Annotated in this window: 11 protein-coding genes and 1 tRNA gene; 7 read left to right on the top strand and 5 right to left on the bottom strand. The window is 77.1% G+C overall.

The features are described 5' to 3' along the window. Window positions 1-973: NPCBM/NEW2 domain-containing protein (locus ACFXDE_RS14275; protein WP_380494062.1), on the top strand; the 973-nt coding region annotated here is incomplete at its 5' end. Between the two features lie 44 nt (window positions 974-1,017). Here the strand turns inward: ACFXDE_RS14275 and ACFXDE_RS14270 are convergent. The 3 genes from ACFXDE_RS14270 to ACFXDE_RS14260 form a co-directional block, all read right to left on the bottom strand. Continuing rightward, on the bottom strand, window positions 1,018-1,722 hold the full coding sequence (locus tag ACFXDE_RS14270; RefSeq protein ID WP_380494060.1) for a DsbA family oxidoreductase: 705 nt from the start codon (window positions 1,720-1,722) through the stop codon (window positions 1,018-1,020). Between the two features lie 76 nt (window positions 1,723-1,798). Beyond that, complete coding sequence (locus ACFXDE_RS14265; RefSeq protein WP_380494058.1) at window positions 1,799-2,320, bottom strand: universal stress protein; 522 nt, start codon at window positions 2,318-2,320, stop codon at window positions 1,799-1,801. Window positions 2,321-2,961: 641 nt separating this feature from the next. Beyond that, the gene (locus tag ACFXDE_RS14260) at window positions 2,962-5,163 is read right to left on the bottom strand and encodes an asparagine synthase-related protein (protein WP_380494056.1); all 2,202 of its coding nucleotides are present in this window, start codon (window positions 5,161-5,163) and stop codon (window positions 2,962-2,964) included. 799 nt (window positions 5,164-5,962) lie between these two features. Between ACFXDE_RS14260 and ACFXDE_RS14255 the strand changes: the two genes are divergently transcribed. The 6 genes from ACFXDE_RS14255 (at window position 5,963) to ACFXDE_RS14230 (ending at window position 12,963) form a co-directional block, all read left to right on the top strand. Then, window positions 5,963-7,390, top strand: coding sequence for an MFS transporter (locus ACFXDE_RS14255; protein WP_380436905.1), 1,428 nt, complete (start codon window positions 5,963-5,965; stop codon window positions 7,388-7,390). 141 nt (window positions 7,391-7,531) lie between these two features. After that, complete coding sequence (gene lhgO / locus ACFXDE_RS14250; protein WP_380436903.1) at window positions 7,532-8,767, top strand: L-2-hydroxyglutarate oxidase; 1,236 nt, start codon at window positions 7,532-7,534, stop codon at window positions 8,765-8,767. A gap of 156 nt (window positions 8,768-8,923) precedes the next feature. Continuing rightward, window positions 8,924-9,754 carry a tRNA (guanosine(46)-N7)-methyltransferase TrmB gene (gene trmB / locus ACFXDE_RS14245; RefSeq protein ID WP_380436901.1) on the top strand — a complete coding sequence of 277 codons (831 nt, stop codon included), beginning with the start codon at window positions 8,924-8,926 and terminating at the stop codon, window positions 9,752-9,754. Between the two features lie 114 nt (window positions 9,755-9,868). Continuing rightward, complete coding sequence (locus ACFXDE_RS14240; protein ID WP_380494053.1) at window positions 9,869-11,158, top strand: PrsW family intramembrane metalloprotease; 1,290 nt, start codon at window positions 9,869-9,871, stop codon at window positions 11,156-11,158. Window positions 11,159-11,231: 73 nt separating this feature from the next. After that, window positions 11,232-11,305 (top strand) — tRNA-Met (locus ACFXDE_RS14235). Window positions 11,306-11,820: 515 nt separating this feature from the next. Continuing rightward, entirely contained in the window at window positions 11,821-12,963 is a 1,143-nt protein-coding gene (locus ACFXDE_RS14230) for a hypothetical protein (protein ID WP_380494051.1), read from the top strand. Here the strand turns inward: ACFXDE_RS14230 and ACFXDE_RS14225 are convergent. Then, window positions 12,960-13,745, bottom strand: coding sequence for a hypothetical protein (locus tag ACFXDE_RS14225; RefSeq protein WP_380494049.1), 786 nt, complete (start codon window positions 13,743-13,745; stop codon window positions 12,960-12,962). The two genes, ACFXDE_RS14230 and ACFXDE_RS14225, sit on opposite strands and share 4 nt — an antisense overlap. 85 nt (window positions 13,746-13,830) lie before the next feature. Beyond that, window positions 13,831-14,589, bottom strand: coding sequence for a sensor domain-containing protein (locus tag ACFXDE_RS14220; RefSeq protein WP_380494047.1), 759 nt, complete (start codon window positions 14,587-14,589; stop codon window positions 13,831-13,833). Window positions 14,590-14,637: the final 48 nt, after the last annotated feature.

Genomic DNA, 14,637 nt, shown 5'->3' with positions numbered 1-14,637 from the left:
GAGCGGGTCCGGGGCCGGCGCGGTCGCCGCGGAGGGCCTCGGCACGGCCGCCAAGGCCGGCATCGCCGCCGCCGTCGCGGTGGCCGCGGCCGCCGTCGCCGCCTACGCGCTCACCGCCTCGCCCGAGGCCCGGCCCCCGGTCGCGGCGCCCACCGCGTCCGCGTCCCCCGCCGCCCCGGCCCCGGAGCCGCCCGCACCCGCGGCACCGGCGCCCGCACCGAGCAGCGCCGCACCGGCGCCCGTGCCACCGCCCGCCCCCTCCCCCAAGCCGACCCCGACGCCGACGCCGTCGTCCGTCCCGAGCCCGGCGCGCAAGACCACGCCGCCGCCCGCGACCACGAGCGCGCCGGCTCCCACTCCCACGCACGCCCGTCCGGTCGTCACACCGCCCGCCGTGCCGGTCCCCGAGACGCCGGTCGTGCCCACGCCCGAGGTGCCGCCCGTCCCGACCCCGACCGTGCCCGCGCCGACCGTGCCCCCGGTGCCGACGCCGACCGTCACACCGCCGACGCCGCCCGGGCCCACCGACTTCTGGGCCGACTCGCTGCCCGTCCACAAGCCCGGCAACAACCGGGTCCCGCCGACCGGACCCGCCATCCGGCAGAAGGGCACGGACTGGTTCTGGCAGCACGACGGCGCCTGGATCGGCGGCGACCACCACCCGCACGCCCTCACCGTGCACGCCCCCGCCACCACGCAGATCGACCTCAACCGCGCCTGCACGTCCTTCGACGCCGTCGCCGGCCTCGACGACCTGACGGTGTCGCCCGGCGGCGTCGTCTTCTCGGTGCAGGGCGGCGACGGCAGCACCCTGTGGCGCTCCCCCGCGCTCGCGGCCGGGGACGACGCGGTGCCCGTGCACGTGCCCCTCGCCGGGCAGACGTCGATCCGGCTGGTCGTCACGCCGGTGCACGGCGTCTGGTCGGCGCTGAACGTGGCCGACTGGGCGGAGGCCCGCTTCAGGTGCTCGTGAACGAGCGCTCCTGAAGCGGGCCTCCGGGGGCCGCCTGGTGGCGGTCAGATCGCGCAGGCGCCGTCCGCGCAGGCCTCCCCGGCCGGGGCGACCTGGACGGGAGCCGGCCTGCGCTCGCCGATCTCGGCGGCCACCTGCTCCAGCACCTGGCGGAAGGTCTCGGCCTCCTGGCCGCCCTGCACCGCCCACTTGCCCTCGAACACGAAGGTCGGGACGGCGGTGATGCCCAGCTCCCGGGCCTCCGCCAGCTGCGCGCGCACCTCGGCGGTGCCCTCGTCGCCCGCGAGGTAGGCCGCCACGCGCTCGCGGTCCAGACCCGCGGCCACCGCGACGTCCGTGAGCGCGGCGCGGTCGCCGACGTCGACGCCGTCGGTGAAGTGCGCCTTCAGCAGCGCCTCCTTCAGCCGCCCCTGGACGGCGGCACCGTACTCCGTCTCCGCGAGGTGCAGGAGGCGGTGGCCGAGGAACGTGTTCGCGTGCAGCGCGGCGTCGAAGTCGTACGTGATGCCCTCGGCCCGGCCCAGCTCGGCGACGCGGGCGTCCATCGCGACGGACTGCGGGCCGTACCGCTCGGCCAGCCACTCCCGGTGCGGGCTCGCCGTCGCCGGCGCGTCCGGGACCAGCTGGTACGGCCGGTAGACCACCTCGACGCCCTCCTTGCCCGCGAAACCGTCCAGCGCCTCCTCGAAGCGGCGCTTGCCGATGTAGCACCAGGGGCAGGCGATGTCGGAGTAGATCTCGACCTTCATGACGGGGGCTCCAGGGGTGGGGATGCGTCTGACGAGATAGGTGAACGGTGAACCATCTCGGGACATTCCCGACGACTCAGACCTGCGACGGCGCCGGCACCACCAGCACCGGGCAGGCCGCGTGGTGGACGGCGGCCGTGCTCACCGACCCCAGGAGCAGCCGGTTGAAACCGCCGTTGCCGCGGGTGCCGAGCACCAGGGTGTGCTGGCGGGCCGACGCCTCCAGCAGCACCTCGATCACGTTCCCCAGCACCACGTGCAACGACAACTCCCCCGCGTACGGGCGCGAACGCTGCTGCTGCACGGCGGCGACGGACCGGCGCAGCCCGTTCGCCATGCTCTCCACCAGCGTCTCGACGCTCTCCTGCACCAGCTCCGCCATCCCGGGCGGGTAACCGGCCGGCGCCGGGTTCACCACCGCGAGGACGTACAGCGGCAGACCGAACAGCTCCGCCTCCGTCATCGCCCGGTCCAGCGCCCACAGCGACCCGTCCGACCCGTCGCACGCCGCCAGCACCCCGGGCGGTCGCCCCGTCGGCGGCCGCCCGAGCACCGACAGCACCACCGGCACCGGCTCCTCCTGGCTCACCCCGACCACGACCGCCTCCTCACACCCGCGCCCAACGGCAACCCCGCCATCATCACCCGCCCCGCACGGGGGGCCGCCGAGCCGCGCGGCGGGGGTGGGGAGATGGGGGGCGAGGGCCTCTGGGAGCCGCGCGACGGGGCGGGCGGGGACGCGGCCGAGGGGGCGCTGGGATGGAAGCTCTCCGAGCCGGGCGGCGGGGCAGGTCGGGCGAGGGGGGACGAGGGCCCCTGGGAGGCGGGCGAGGAGGCAGCCGAGTGGGCGCTGGGGTGGGAGCTCTCCGAGCCGGGCGGCGGGGCAGGTCGGGTCGGGAGATGGCGGGAGGCGCGGGCTCCTGCCGAGCCGGGCCCCAGAGAGGCGGGCGGCTCGCAAGGGGTGGTCGGGGTCACCGGCTTGCCGGTGACCGGATGCGGCTGGTGGCGAGTCGGCCAAAGAGGTGGGGTGCGTGGTGATCGTGGTGCGCCTGGGTCGGACGAGGGCCGTGGTCGGGCGGGGCGGGTGATGGCGAGGTGCTGCGCCCCAGCGGGGCGGGTGGTGGCGGGCTAGGAGCGCGTGGTGATCGTGGTGCGCCTGGGCGGGTTGGGGGCCGGTGGGGGCGTGGGGCGCTTGGGGTGCGCCTGGGTGAGTAGGGGTGGGGTGACGGCGGGCGGGTTTCAGGAGGTGAGGGCGGGATGCGTGGGCTGGGGGAGGCCGGTCCAGCAGGCGCCGTGGCGGCGGGCGCGGACGCGGCGGAGCCAGAGTTCGGTGGAGACCAGGTCGGCGAGGCCCGCGAGGGCGTGCGGCGAGCGGAGGGTGGCGGGGTCGGCGAGGCCGGCGCGGACGGCGGGGAGGTCGATGAGGCCGGCTTCGGCGAGGAGGGGGGCGTCGAAGAGCTCGGCCAGGCCGTCCGCGGCGAGGCGCAGGCCCGCGCGGGCGGGGGCGGTGCGGTCGGGGCGGGGGCCGCGGCCCCAGTCGGGCGGGAGGTCGGTGCGGCCGGCACCGGTGAGGACGGCGTGCAGGAGGGCGTGCCGGGCCCCGGGCTGGAGGCGGACGTCGTCGGGGAGGAGGCGGGCGGCGCGGACCACCTGGTTGTCCAGGAAGGGGGCGTGGAGGCGCTGACCCGGCTGTTCGGCCGCGTGGACGAGCGTGCGGAAGGAGTACGCCTGCCGGTGGAGGGCGTGCCGGGCCCGCCGCGCGCCCGGGTGTTCCTCGGGCGCCGGTCTGCGCGCCGCCAGGCGGAGCCGCAGGGCGACCGCGGAGAGCGCGTCGTCGGAGAGCCAGCGGGCGGCCGGGCCCGGGACGCACCAGGCGAGGTCGCCGGCCGAGCGGTGGCCCGCCGTGCCGCCGCCGTCGGGGACGTGCCGGGCCGTCAGCTTCGCCGCGGCGTCGTCCAGGGCCTCCGCGTAGCGGATCCGGGAGAGCCGGTGCGCGGCCCGGACGACGGTGAGCGGGGTGCGCAGCGCACCCGTGAGGACGCCGGCCGCGGCGCGGTCGACGCCCGCCAACGCCGCGACGGGCGGCAGGAGTTCGCGGGGCCGGCCGGCCCGGATGAGGTCGGCGAGCCGGGCCGGGTGCCCGTCGAGGACCTGGCGGGCGCCGTAGCCGGTGAGGTGGTCGGTGCCGCCGGCGTCGAAGCGGGCCTCGGCGCGGGCGGCGGCGACGAGTTCGGGGCCGGGTTCGTCGGTGAGCCGCCCGGACTGCGGGTCGGTGCGCAGGCTCGCGTAGGGGAGGGCGTCGGGGCCGGGGTCGAGCACGGTGTGCCGCAGCCGGGGCGTGTCGGGGGCGAGCGCGAGGGTGGCCGGGGGTTCGGTCTCGCCGAGCGTGACGGCGGCCAACTGTTCGGGGGCGGCGGGCTCCTGGGCGGCCGTACGGGCCCAGGAGCCCTTGACCGCGCCCGTCCGCGCACCTCCCGTCCGTGCGCCCGTCCGCGCACCTCCCGTCCGCACGCCGCCTGCCGTCGCCGCGCCGGGCTCCTGCCCGCCGCCCGGGGACGCGGACGGCGAGGCCGGCTGGGGCGCGGGCGGCAGCGGCACCGCGGCGGCGAGCAGGGCGACGGTCGCGGACGCCGTGCCGTACGACAGGTCGACGCCGAGCCGGGGGCGGCCGCCGCCGGGCGGGGCGGGCGCGGTGGTGCGGACCCGGGAGCGGACGGATTCCAGCAGGGCGCGCGTGAGTTCGCGCACCGCGGGGGCCTCCCCGCGCGGCTGGTCGGCGCTGCCGCCGGGCTCGTCGTAGGCGTCGAGGTAGGGCCGGCCGCCGCGGACAGCGAGCACGTGGCCGGGCGGCACCCGCTGGACGCCGAGGTAGGGGGTGCCGGTGCCGAGGGCCTCGGGCGACTCGGGGCAGGCGAGCCGGGCGGCGAGGTGGCCGGTGTCGAGGGGCGCGCCGACCAGGTCGGCGAGCGGGAGGGCGGCGGTGGCGTACGCGGTGCCGCCGCACCAGGGGGTGTGGAAGACCTGCTGGGCGCCGGCCAGGTCGGTGAGCAGCAGGGTGGAGCGGGTGCCGGTGCGCAGCACGACGGTGTAGCTGCCGGGCCAGGCGGTGAGGTGGCGGACGGCGCCGCCGCGGGCGGCCGCGAGGCCGGCGGCGAGTTCGGCGTCGGTGGCGCCGCAGTGGCCGAGCACGGCGAGCCGGGTGGTGGCGGGGGTGTCCTCGACGGGGTCGGGGGCGGCGAACCCGCCGGTGACGGCGGCGCGGGCGCCGGGCCGCAGGGTGACGAGGCGGATCTCCTCGGGACGCCAGTCGCCCACCGCCCAGAGCGGGTTGGCGCCGGTCCAGAGGGCGTGCGCGGCGATCGGCGCGACCGTTGCGAGCGCTTCGTACGCCGGTGCGCCCGCACGGGGCGCGCCCGTGCTCCAGCCCGTCAGCCACCGCATCGCGCCTCCACCGGACGAGGACCTGCCGCCGTGCGGCACGTCCGCCGGCGGGCAGCCCCGGGCCGGCTCGTCGCGTGCGCCGCGGCGGCTGCCCGGTCCGTTCCGGCGCGCCGTCAGGAGACATCGTGCCACCGGTTGGCGCCGCGGTGACCGGTGTTGTCGGTTCCGGTTGCGCGCCGCGGGAGTTCGGAGCCCGGGCACGCGGAACGTGCGGGTCCGAAGCGACGGCGGCCGCTCTCCCCGGCACGGCGGTGCGGCCGGCGCCGGCATGCGGCCGGATCCGTTCGGTGGGCGGTGGGCGTCGTTCTCCTCCGGGCGGGCCGGGCCTCCCCCTCCATGGCCCGGACCGCCCGCGAGGACGCCTTTGGCATGGGCATCGCGAGATGGCCGAAAGGCGTCGTCGAGCCCGGGAGGGCATCCGCATGCCCTCCCGGACTTCGCCGCCACCCGCGGGGATTGAGGCGGCGGCATCCCCCGGCCCGCCGGGTCCTCGACGGCGGGCCGACCCACGACCACCAGCGAATCGCCGCGCCGCCGGTCGGGCCAGGGGGCACGGCCGGGCGCACGTGAACACGGGACCGGAGCACGACGCTCCGGCGCGCGGCGCCCCCGGTCCGTTCCCGGCGGCCCCGGCCCGGTCCCGCGAACTCACCGCGCGGGGGCGCCGGGTGCGCGATCCCGCCATCCGGAATGAGGCCTCTTAACCGTCGGAACGCGTCCGACTACTCTAGGTACAGCAGCTACGGCCCGGTGCCGCCCGGGCCCCGCGCACAAGGCCGCAGGAGGTGCCGCCGCCACCATGACCGTCAGCCCACGAGGACCGAACGAACGGCTCGGCACGCTCCTGTCCCTCGCCCAGATCAGCAACGCGGGGCTGGCCCGCCGGGTCAACGACCTCGGCGCCCAGCGCGGGCTGACGCTGCGCTACGACAAGACCTCGGTGGCCCGCTGGGTGGGCAAGGGCATGGTCCCGCAGGGGCCCGTCCCGCACCTGATCGCCACCGCCATCGGCGGCAAGCTCGGCCGGCCCGTCCCGCTGGAGGAGATCGGGCTCGGCGACACCGACCCGGCACCCGAACTCGGCCTGGCCTTCCCCCGGGAGGTCTCCGAGGCGGTCCGCTCGGCCACCGACCTGTGGCGGGTCGACCTCGACCTGCGCCGCGGGCCCGGCGGCGGGCGCTGGAGCGACAGCCTGGCGGGCACCTTCTCGGTCGCCGCCTACGCGACGCCCGTCTCCCGCTGGCTGATCAACCCCGCGGACGGCTCGGTGGCCCGCGAGGTGCCGCGCGCCGCGAGCGAGTCGGCGCCCTTCCGGGTCGGCCACTCGGACGCCGCCAAGCTCCGCGAGGCCGCCCAGGAGGCGCGCCGCTGGGACTCCAAGTACGGCGGCGGGGACTGGCGTTCGTCCATGGTGCCGGAGTGCCTGCGGGTGGAGGCGGCACCGCTGCTGCTCGCCTCGTACAGCGACGCGGTCGGCCGGGCGTTGTTCGGCGCGACGGCCGAACTCACCAGGCTGGCCGGGTGGATGGCCTTCGACACCGGGCAGCACGAGGCCGCCCAGCGCTACTACATCCAGGCCCTGCGCCTGGCCAGGGCCGCCGCCGACGTGCCGCTCGGCGGCTACGTGCTCGCCTCGATGAGCCTCCAGGCGGGCTACCGCGGCTTCGCCGAGGAGGCGGTGGACCTCGCGCAGGCCGCCCTGGAGCGCAACCGGGGCCTCGCCACCGCCCGGACGATGAGCTTCTTCCACCTGGTGGAGGCACGGGCCCAGGCCAAGGCCCGCAATGCGGCGGCGTGCGCGACGGCGCTCGGCGCGGCGGAGAGCGCACTCGAACGAGCGCGCGCCGGTGACCCGGATCCCTCCTGGATCGACTTCTACGCCTACGACCGCCTCGCCGCCGACGCCGCCGAGTGCTTCCGGGACCTCGGGGTCCCCGCCAAGGTGCGGCAGTTCACCCGCGAGGCGCTGGCCAAGCCCACCGAGGGCTTCGTCCGCTCGCACGGACTACGGCTCGTCGTCTCGGCGATGGCCGAGGCCGAGGCGGGCAACCTGGACGCCGCGGTCGCCGCCGGCGAGCGCGCCGTCGAGGTGGCCGGCCGGATCTCCTCGCAGCGCAGCCGGGAGTACGTGGTCGAGATGCTGCGCCGCCTTGAGCCCTTCCAGGGCGAGCGACGGGTCCGCGAACTGGCCGAGCGCGCCCGGGCGGTGATCGTCGCCCCGGCGTGACCGCCTCGCGCGCGCCGGGAGGCCGTCCACCGGTTCACGCACCCTCGACCGCTCCCGCCCGCCGTGGCAGCATCGGCGGCGAACTCGGCCCCGGGCCCGACAACGGGCGGGGGCCGGCCGGGCGGACTGCGAGGAGCGGCAGTGACGTACGACTTCGACGTGCTGGTGGTGGGCGGCGGGATCGTCGGACTCGGGACGGCGTACGCGCTGACGGCGGCCCGGCCGGAGCTGCGGATCGCGGTGCTGGAGAAGGAGCCCGGCTTCGCCGCCCACCAGACCGGGCGCAACAGCGGGGTGATCCACAGCGGCCTCTACTACCGGCCCGGCTCGTACAAGGCGCGGTTCGCCGTGGCGGGCGCCGCCGAGATGGTCGACTTCTGCCGCGAGCACGGGGTCCCGCACGAGGTGACCGGCAAGCTCGTCGTCGCCACCCGCGCCGACGAACTGCCGCGGCTGGCGGCGCTGGCCGAGCGCGGGCGGGCGAACGGCATCCCGGTCACCGAGCTGGACCGGGCCGGGATCGCCCGCCACGAGCCGGAGGTCACCGGCCTGGCCGGCCTGCACGTCGCCACCACCGGCATCTGCGACTTCCCGGCCGTCGCCACGGCCTACGCCCGGCTGGCCCGGGAGGCGGGCGCCGTACTGCGGCCGGGCTGCGAGCTGCGGGCGGTGGACCGGCGGGCGGACGGGGTGACGGTGCAGACCTCCACCGGCGAGCTGCGCTGCCGGGTGCTGGTGAACTGCGCCGGGCTGCACAGCGACCGGATCGCCCGGCTGGCCGGCGACGACCCGGGCCTGCGGATCGTGCCGTTCCGCGGCGAGTACTACGAACTCGTCAAGGAACGCCGCGAGTTGGTGCGCGGCCTGGTCTACCCGGTGCCCGACCCGGCGTTCCCCTTCCTCGGCGTGCACCTGACCCGGGGCGTCCACGGGGACGTCCACGTCGGCCCGAACGCCGTGCCCGCGCTGGCCCGCGAGGGGTACGACTGGCGGACGGTCCGCCCGCGCGACCTGGCCGGCACGCTGGCCTTCCCCGGCACCTGGCGGATCCTGCGGCGGCACTGGCGGTACGAGGTCGGCGAGCTGCACCGCTCGCTGTCCAAGCGGGCGTTCACCACCGCCGTCCAGCGGCTGCTGCCCGCCGTGACCGCCGACGACCTGGTGCCGACCACCGCCGGGGTGCGCGCGCAGGCCGTCGCCCGGGACGGCTCACTGCTGGACGACTTCGCGTTCGCCGGCTTCGACCCGGCCGACCCGCGCTCCCCGCGCCGCCTGGTGCACGTCCTCAACGCCCCCTCCCCCGCCGCGACCGCCTCGCTGCCGATCGGCCGGGAGGTGGCCCGCCGGGCGCTGGCCGCGCTGGAGGCGGAGGAGTGAGCCGTACGGGGGCGATGCGGACCAGCGGACCAGCGGCCCGGGGAAGGGCGGACGGGTGGCGCGGGGAAGGGCGGACGGGCGGCGCGCGGAGGGGCGGATGAGCCGCGTCACACGCCCCTCCGGCCGCCCCGCGCGGCCCCGTAGACTCGGGTGATTGTGACTGCCACCGCCCCCATCCCCCAGCAATCGCCGTCCGCCCGCCTGTCCGCCGCGCCGGCCGGCTACCCCGCGCCGATGTACCCGCACAAGGCGACCGAGGCCCAGCACCGCGAGCGGCGCATCCGCAGCTTCCAGCCGCGCCGGGGGCGGATGACCAACGCCCAGGCGGGCGCCCTGGACCGCGGCTGGGAGACGTACGGCATCCCCATCGACGGCACCCCGCTCGACCTGCGCGAGCTGTTCGGCGAGCTCCCGGTGACGCTGGAGATCGGCTTCGGCATGGGCGAGACCACGGCCGCGATGGCCGCCGCCGACCCGGCGAAGGGCATCCTCGCCGCCGACGTCCACACCCCCGGCCACGGCAACCTGCTCGGGCTGCTGGAGCGCGACGGCTCCCGGAACGTCCGGCTCGCCGCCGGGGACGCCGTCATCCTGCTGCGCGACATGCTGCCGGACGCCTCGCTGGCCGGCCTGCGGGTCTACTTCGCCGACCCGTGGCCCAAGCCCAAGCACCACAAGCGCCGGCTGGTCCAGTCCTCCTTCCTCGACCTCGTCCTGCCCCGCCTCGCCCCGGGCGCCCTGGTGCACTGCGCCACCGACTGGGAGCCGTACGCCGAGCAGATGCTCGACGTGCTGTCGGCGTCGCCGGAGCTGGAGAACCTGCACCCCGAGGGCGACGGCACCGGCTGGCTGGAGCCCGCCGACCACCCGGACGGCAGCCTTCCCGGGTACGCGCCGCGCCCCGACTGGCGGCCCGTCACCAAGTTCGAGCGGGCCGGCATCGCCAAGGGGCACGTGGTCCACGACCTGCTGTTCCGCCGCCGCTGAGCCGTCCGGGCCGTTCGAACGGCCCGGCCCCGGCCGCCGACGGGCCCGGCGCGCACCGGACGATTCGTCCCGAGTCCTCCCTCCGGGCCCGTGCCGTGGCCTACCCTGAGCCGCGTGAGCAGCCCGTCGGGCGGCGGGTTCCGGTCCACCGTCCGGGCCGCCGCCGACGCACCGCAGACGGCTCCGCGCACCGGCGGCACCCGGACGATCCCGGGGCCGCGGAAGCGCCGGGCCCACCGGTTCCTGCCCTGGCCGGGCACCGGCCCGGCCGCCCTCCCGCGCGCCGGGCGCGGCCGTTCGCTCGCGCTCTCCTCCGTCACCGCGACCGCCGTGCTCACGCTGGGCGCGTGCGGGGTGCTGATCCTGCAGCTGGTCCGGCGGCAGACCGGCACGACCGGGCTGCTGGTCGGCCTCGGGCTCGCGATGGTGCCGCTGCCGTTCGTGCTCGGCGGCCTCGCCTGGCTCAACCTGACCGCCCGCGTGCCGCTGCGGCACACCGTGTTCTGCCTCGGCTGGGGCGCCTGCGCGGCGACCACCGTCGCGATCCTCGCCAACAACTGGACCAGCAGCCACCTCACCGGCCACCAGGGCCCGCTCGGCGAGCTGCTGGGCGCGGGCATCGTCACCCCGGTCATCGAGGAGACCGCCAAGGGCACCGCCCTGCTCGTCCTCCTGCTGCCGATCGGCCTGCGCCCGCGCTGCCACGGCCGCCGAGACGGGCGCCCCTGCGCGCCGCTGCTGCGCCGCCTGCCGAGCCCCCGGAGCCCGCGCCCGTACGCGCGCCGGGCCGCCGGGCCGCACGCCCGCGAGCGGCTCGGGCTGCGCCCCTATCTGCGCCCCCTGCCCTACCTGCGGCCCGCCCCGCCGTCCACCGGCGCGGCCGGGCCCGGCCGGACGACGCGCTCCCGGCCGCGCACGCTGGCCGCCGGGGTGGTGCTCGGCGGGATGGCCGCGTGCGGGTTCGCGTTCACCGAGAACGCCCTCTACCTCGGCCGGGCCTTCTCCAGCGACCAGCAGCAGCGGCTGGACAGCATCGGCCTCGGCGAGCCGCCGAGCCTGCGCGACTTCGACAGCACCGTGCAGACCTTCGTCCTGCGCGGCCTGCTCTCCCCGTTCGCCCACCCGCTGTTCACCGCGCTGACCGGCCTCGGCGTGGCGGTCGCGCTCACCACCCGCCGCCGCTGGCTGGCCCGGATCGCCGCGCCGGTCGGGCTGCTGCTGGCGATGGCCCTGCACGGCATCTGGAACGCCGCCGCGGACCTGGGCACGCACGGGTTCCTGCTGGTGTACGCGGTGCTGATGGTGCCCTGCTTCGGTGCGCTGGTCGGCTTCGCGGCGTGGGCGAGGTCGCGCAGCGTGCGGCACGCGGCCCGGCGCCGCGGGCGCGCGGCGGGGCCGGGGTGACGCGGCCCCGCGGGTGCCGCCGGAGAACCGATTTCCCATTCGGGCGACTTCCCCGTACTGTTGGGTTCACCGACGCGGGGTGGAGCAGCTCGGTAGCTCGCTGGGCTCATAACCCAGAGGTCGCAGGTTCAAATCCTGTCCCCGCTACTCAGTAGCCGAAAGGCCCGGAGGATCCGTCCTCCGGGCCTTTCGCGTTCCCCCGGCCGTACGCCACCCCCGGCGCCCGCCGCCCCCGACGCCGGCCCCGGCACGAGAGCGCCCGAGCGGTCGCGCGAATAATCCGTTGCCCTCCCTCCGGGGCGCTGCCTACAGTGACGACACACTGAAAGGAGGTGATCCTGAATTGAGTTCCATCAGGATGCGTGAGGTGGCTGCTCGCTAGAGCCGCCCCTGCCTGCGCAGGGTGGAGCCCTCGGGCTCCCGGCAGGCGAAATCCACAGCAGTCACCCGGCCCGTGGGCTCACCGGTACATCCCCGGTGCCTCGGCGCCTGGCCAGTGCACGGGCCGGCGCGGAGGAGCAGCCCACGGGCCGTCTGCGTTTCTCCGTCCGCCGTCGCCGCGGCGCCCGCGCGGCACCCCCGGGGCGTGTCCGCAGTGGGACCACGACGCTAGAGTCGGCCGGGGTTCCGGAGCGGAGCGACGCGGGCACAGGGGGTACGCGATGACGAAGGCGCGGCGGCGGACCGGCACGGCGGCCCTGCGGACGGCTCAACGGGCTGCGGCCGCCGTCCTGTTCGGGACGGGCCTGCTCGGCCTGCTGCTCTTCTCGCTCGGCCGCGCCCACGCCTGGCAGGCGCTCGGCGGCGGGCTCGTGATCGCCGGGGCGTCGTCGGTCGTCGGCGGTGCGCTCGGCTTCCTGTTCGGGGTGCCGCGGGTGCGCAACGGCTCCGGCGAGCCGCAGGGCTCGTACGCGCCGAACACCAACCTGGAGCAGGTCTCGGACTGGCTGACCAAGGTGCTGCTCGGGGTCGGGCTGACCCAGCTCGGCTCGCTCGGCGAACGGCTGCACCAGCTCGGCACCGCGCTGGCGCCCGCGCTGGGCGGCGAGGACGCGGCGGTGCCGTTCGCGGCGGCGCTGGTGCTGTACTTCACCGTCTTCGGCTTCCTGGCCGGCTGGCTGGTGACCCGCCTCGCGCTGCCCCAGGTGCTGACCGACGCGGACCAGGCGCTGGACCTCTTCCTGGCCGGGCAGGACCGCGACCGCCACGGCGACAAGGTCGGCGCGGACGACCTGCGGGTGCGCGCGATGCAGCAGCTCGGGGTGCTGGGCGGCAGCGCGGACCGGCCGGGCGCGCTCGCCGCGCAGCTGCCGCCGTCCGCCGCGTCGCAAGCGGCCGGGCCGGACGGCGTGGTGGCCGAGGTCCGTTCGACCGCACGCCGCTCGGCGCTCACCGCCGACCAAGTGCGGGACCTGTACGCGGACGGCTCGGAGGGCCGCCGGATCCAGGCGCTCGCGCTCATGCAGGGCGATCCTGCGCTCGCCGACCTGTCGAGCGTGCTGGACGCGATCGAGCGCCCGCGCTCGGGCTTCGAGCAGTACCACGCGCTGCTGGCCGCGCGGGGCCTGCTCTCCGGGCTGCCGGACGCGGAGGCGCAGCGGCTGCGGGACGCGGTGGCCGGGCAGTTGATGCTGCCGGACGGCATTCCGTACGGCTCGGACCGTAGTTGGCTGGCGGAGAAGATCCTGTCCCGGCTGGAGGCGCCGGCCGGCCCACAGGCCCCTGTGTCCATGCCCGCTTCTGTGCCTGCTTCCGTGCCCGCGGCCGTTCCGCCGCGGCAGGCGGCTCCGGGGGACGGCTCCTAGGCGGTGCGGCCGGCCTCGCGGCGGCGGCGGCGGTCGGCGGCCCGCAGCGCGAGGACGCGGCGGGTGTGACCGTCCCCGGCGCGCGGGAAGCGGCGGATCTCGCTGGCGACCCGGCGCTCCCCGAGCGCGTACCGCAGGGCGTCGAGGTGGCCGCAGGCGCGGCCGCGGCCGTCGTGCAGCGGGTGGACGAGCACCTCGCCGTCCGGGGAGGTCACCCGGACCAGCTCCACCAGGGCGTCCAACTGCCGTGCCGGAGCGAAGCGTTCGGGGTAGGCGAAGAGCAGGTAGCCGCTCAGGGTGAGGGCGAACGTGCCGTCCGCGAACGGCAGTCGGGGCAGCGCGGCGGCCACGTACCGCTCCGGGTGGGCGGCGGCGTCGGCGACGTACAGGCGGCGGGCGCGATCCCAGCTGCGCAGGTAGCGGTCGGGCGGGAGCAGCCGCGCGGGCAGGTACAGCTCGGGGCGGGTGGTCATGGCGGCGGCCATCGCGGCCCGGGCGGCGAGCGCGTGGGCGGCGACGGCGGGCGGGGGCAGGGCGTAGGCCGGGTCGGCGGCGATCACGCGGCAGCCGAGGGCGCGGGCCTCGGCGGGGAGGCCCGCGGCGCCGCCGGGGCAGTCGAGCACCGGTCCCGGCAGGGCGGCCAACCGGGCCCGGGTGAGGCCGAAGAGCGCGCAGTACTCGTCCAGGGGGCGGGAGGTGACCAGCGGGTCCGGGTCCACGGCCGGGTCCGCGGCGCGGTCCGGGTCCGCGGCTGGGTCTGCGGCTGGGGTGTCGTCGGCCACCCGGCCATCGCAACACGGGCCGGCCCCGGCCGCATCCGGAGCGTTCCGGGGCGCGGTCGGGGCCGGGAGGGGCTCGTTCGGCGGGTCAGCGGCCGCACAGGCCCTGGATCGCGGCCCGGTTGACGTTGGTCAGGCTGCGGACCAGCTGTGCGGTGAGGAAGACGATCACGATGCCGGCCACCGACACCGCGGCGATCTGCCCGGCGCCCTCGACGAAGTAGACGTGCTCGACGCCCTTGCCGTCCGTGTAGTCGAACACCTTGTAGCCCCGCCACGAGGTGAAGGTCGGGAAGACCCAGTGGTAGAGCGGGTAGAGCGCCATCGTCCAGCCGACCAGCAGGAACACCAGCGTCATCGCGAAGCTGAACACCGCCCACGGGAACATGACCACTTGGTACAGCACGCCCTTCCACCCGGCCGCGTCCGCCAGCCGCGCGGTGATCGCGCCCCACGTGCCGGGACGGCTCTGGCGCACCGGCGCCGGTCCCGGCACGTCCAGGCCGAGCATGCCGCGGGCCCGGGAGCGCTCCAGCCGGCCGAAGCCGCGGGCCGCGACCGTCAGCCCGGCCAGGACGGGCAGTCCGAGGGCGGTCACGAAGGTGCCGACGCCGAACGAGAAGAGGATGACGGCGACGGCGAAGCCCACGAGCCCGACCGGCAGCCCGGTGAGGGCGTAGCCGACCTCGCGGTAGTAGTGCGCGGAGAACGGCGCCCGCCAGAACGGTGGCGGTTCCTCGGTGCGGCGGGCCCGGGCGGGGCGGCTGTCGTCGGTGCGCTCGCCGGTGCGGCCGTCGTGGCCGTCCAGGACGTCCCAGTCGCGGTCGTGTGTGGTGAAGCTGCTCATGTCCCGGCCCCTGCCCGTCTCGTTCCCCTGCTGACGGTTCCATTCTTG

It is taken from the genome of Kitasatospora sp. NPDC059408 (assembly GCF_042751525.1).
In the GTDB taxonomy this organism is placed as follows: domain Bacteria; phylum Actinomycetota; class Actinomycetes; order Streptomycetales; family Streptomycetaceae; genus Kitasatospora.
The sequence above is the reverse complement of the archived record's forward strand: the minus strand, read 5'-3'. Positions and strand labels throughout refer to the sequence as shown.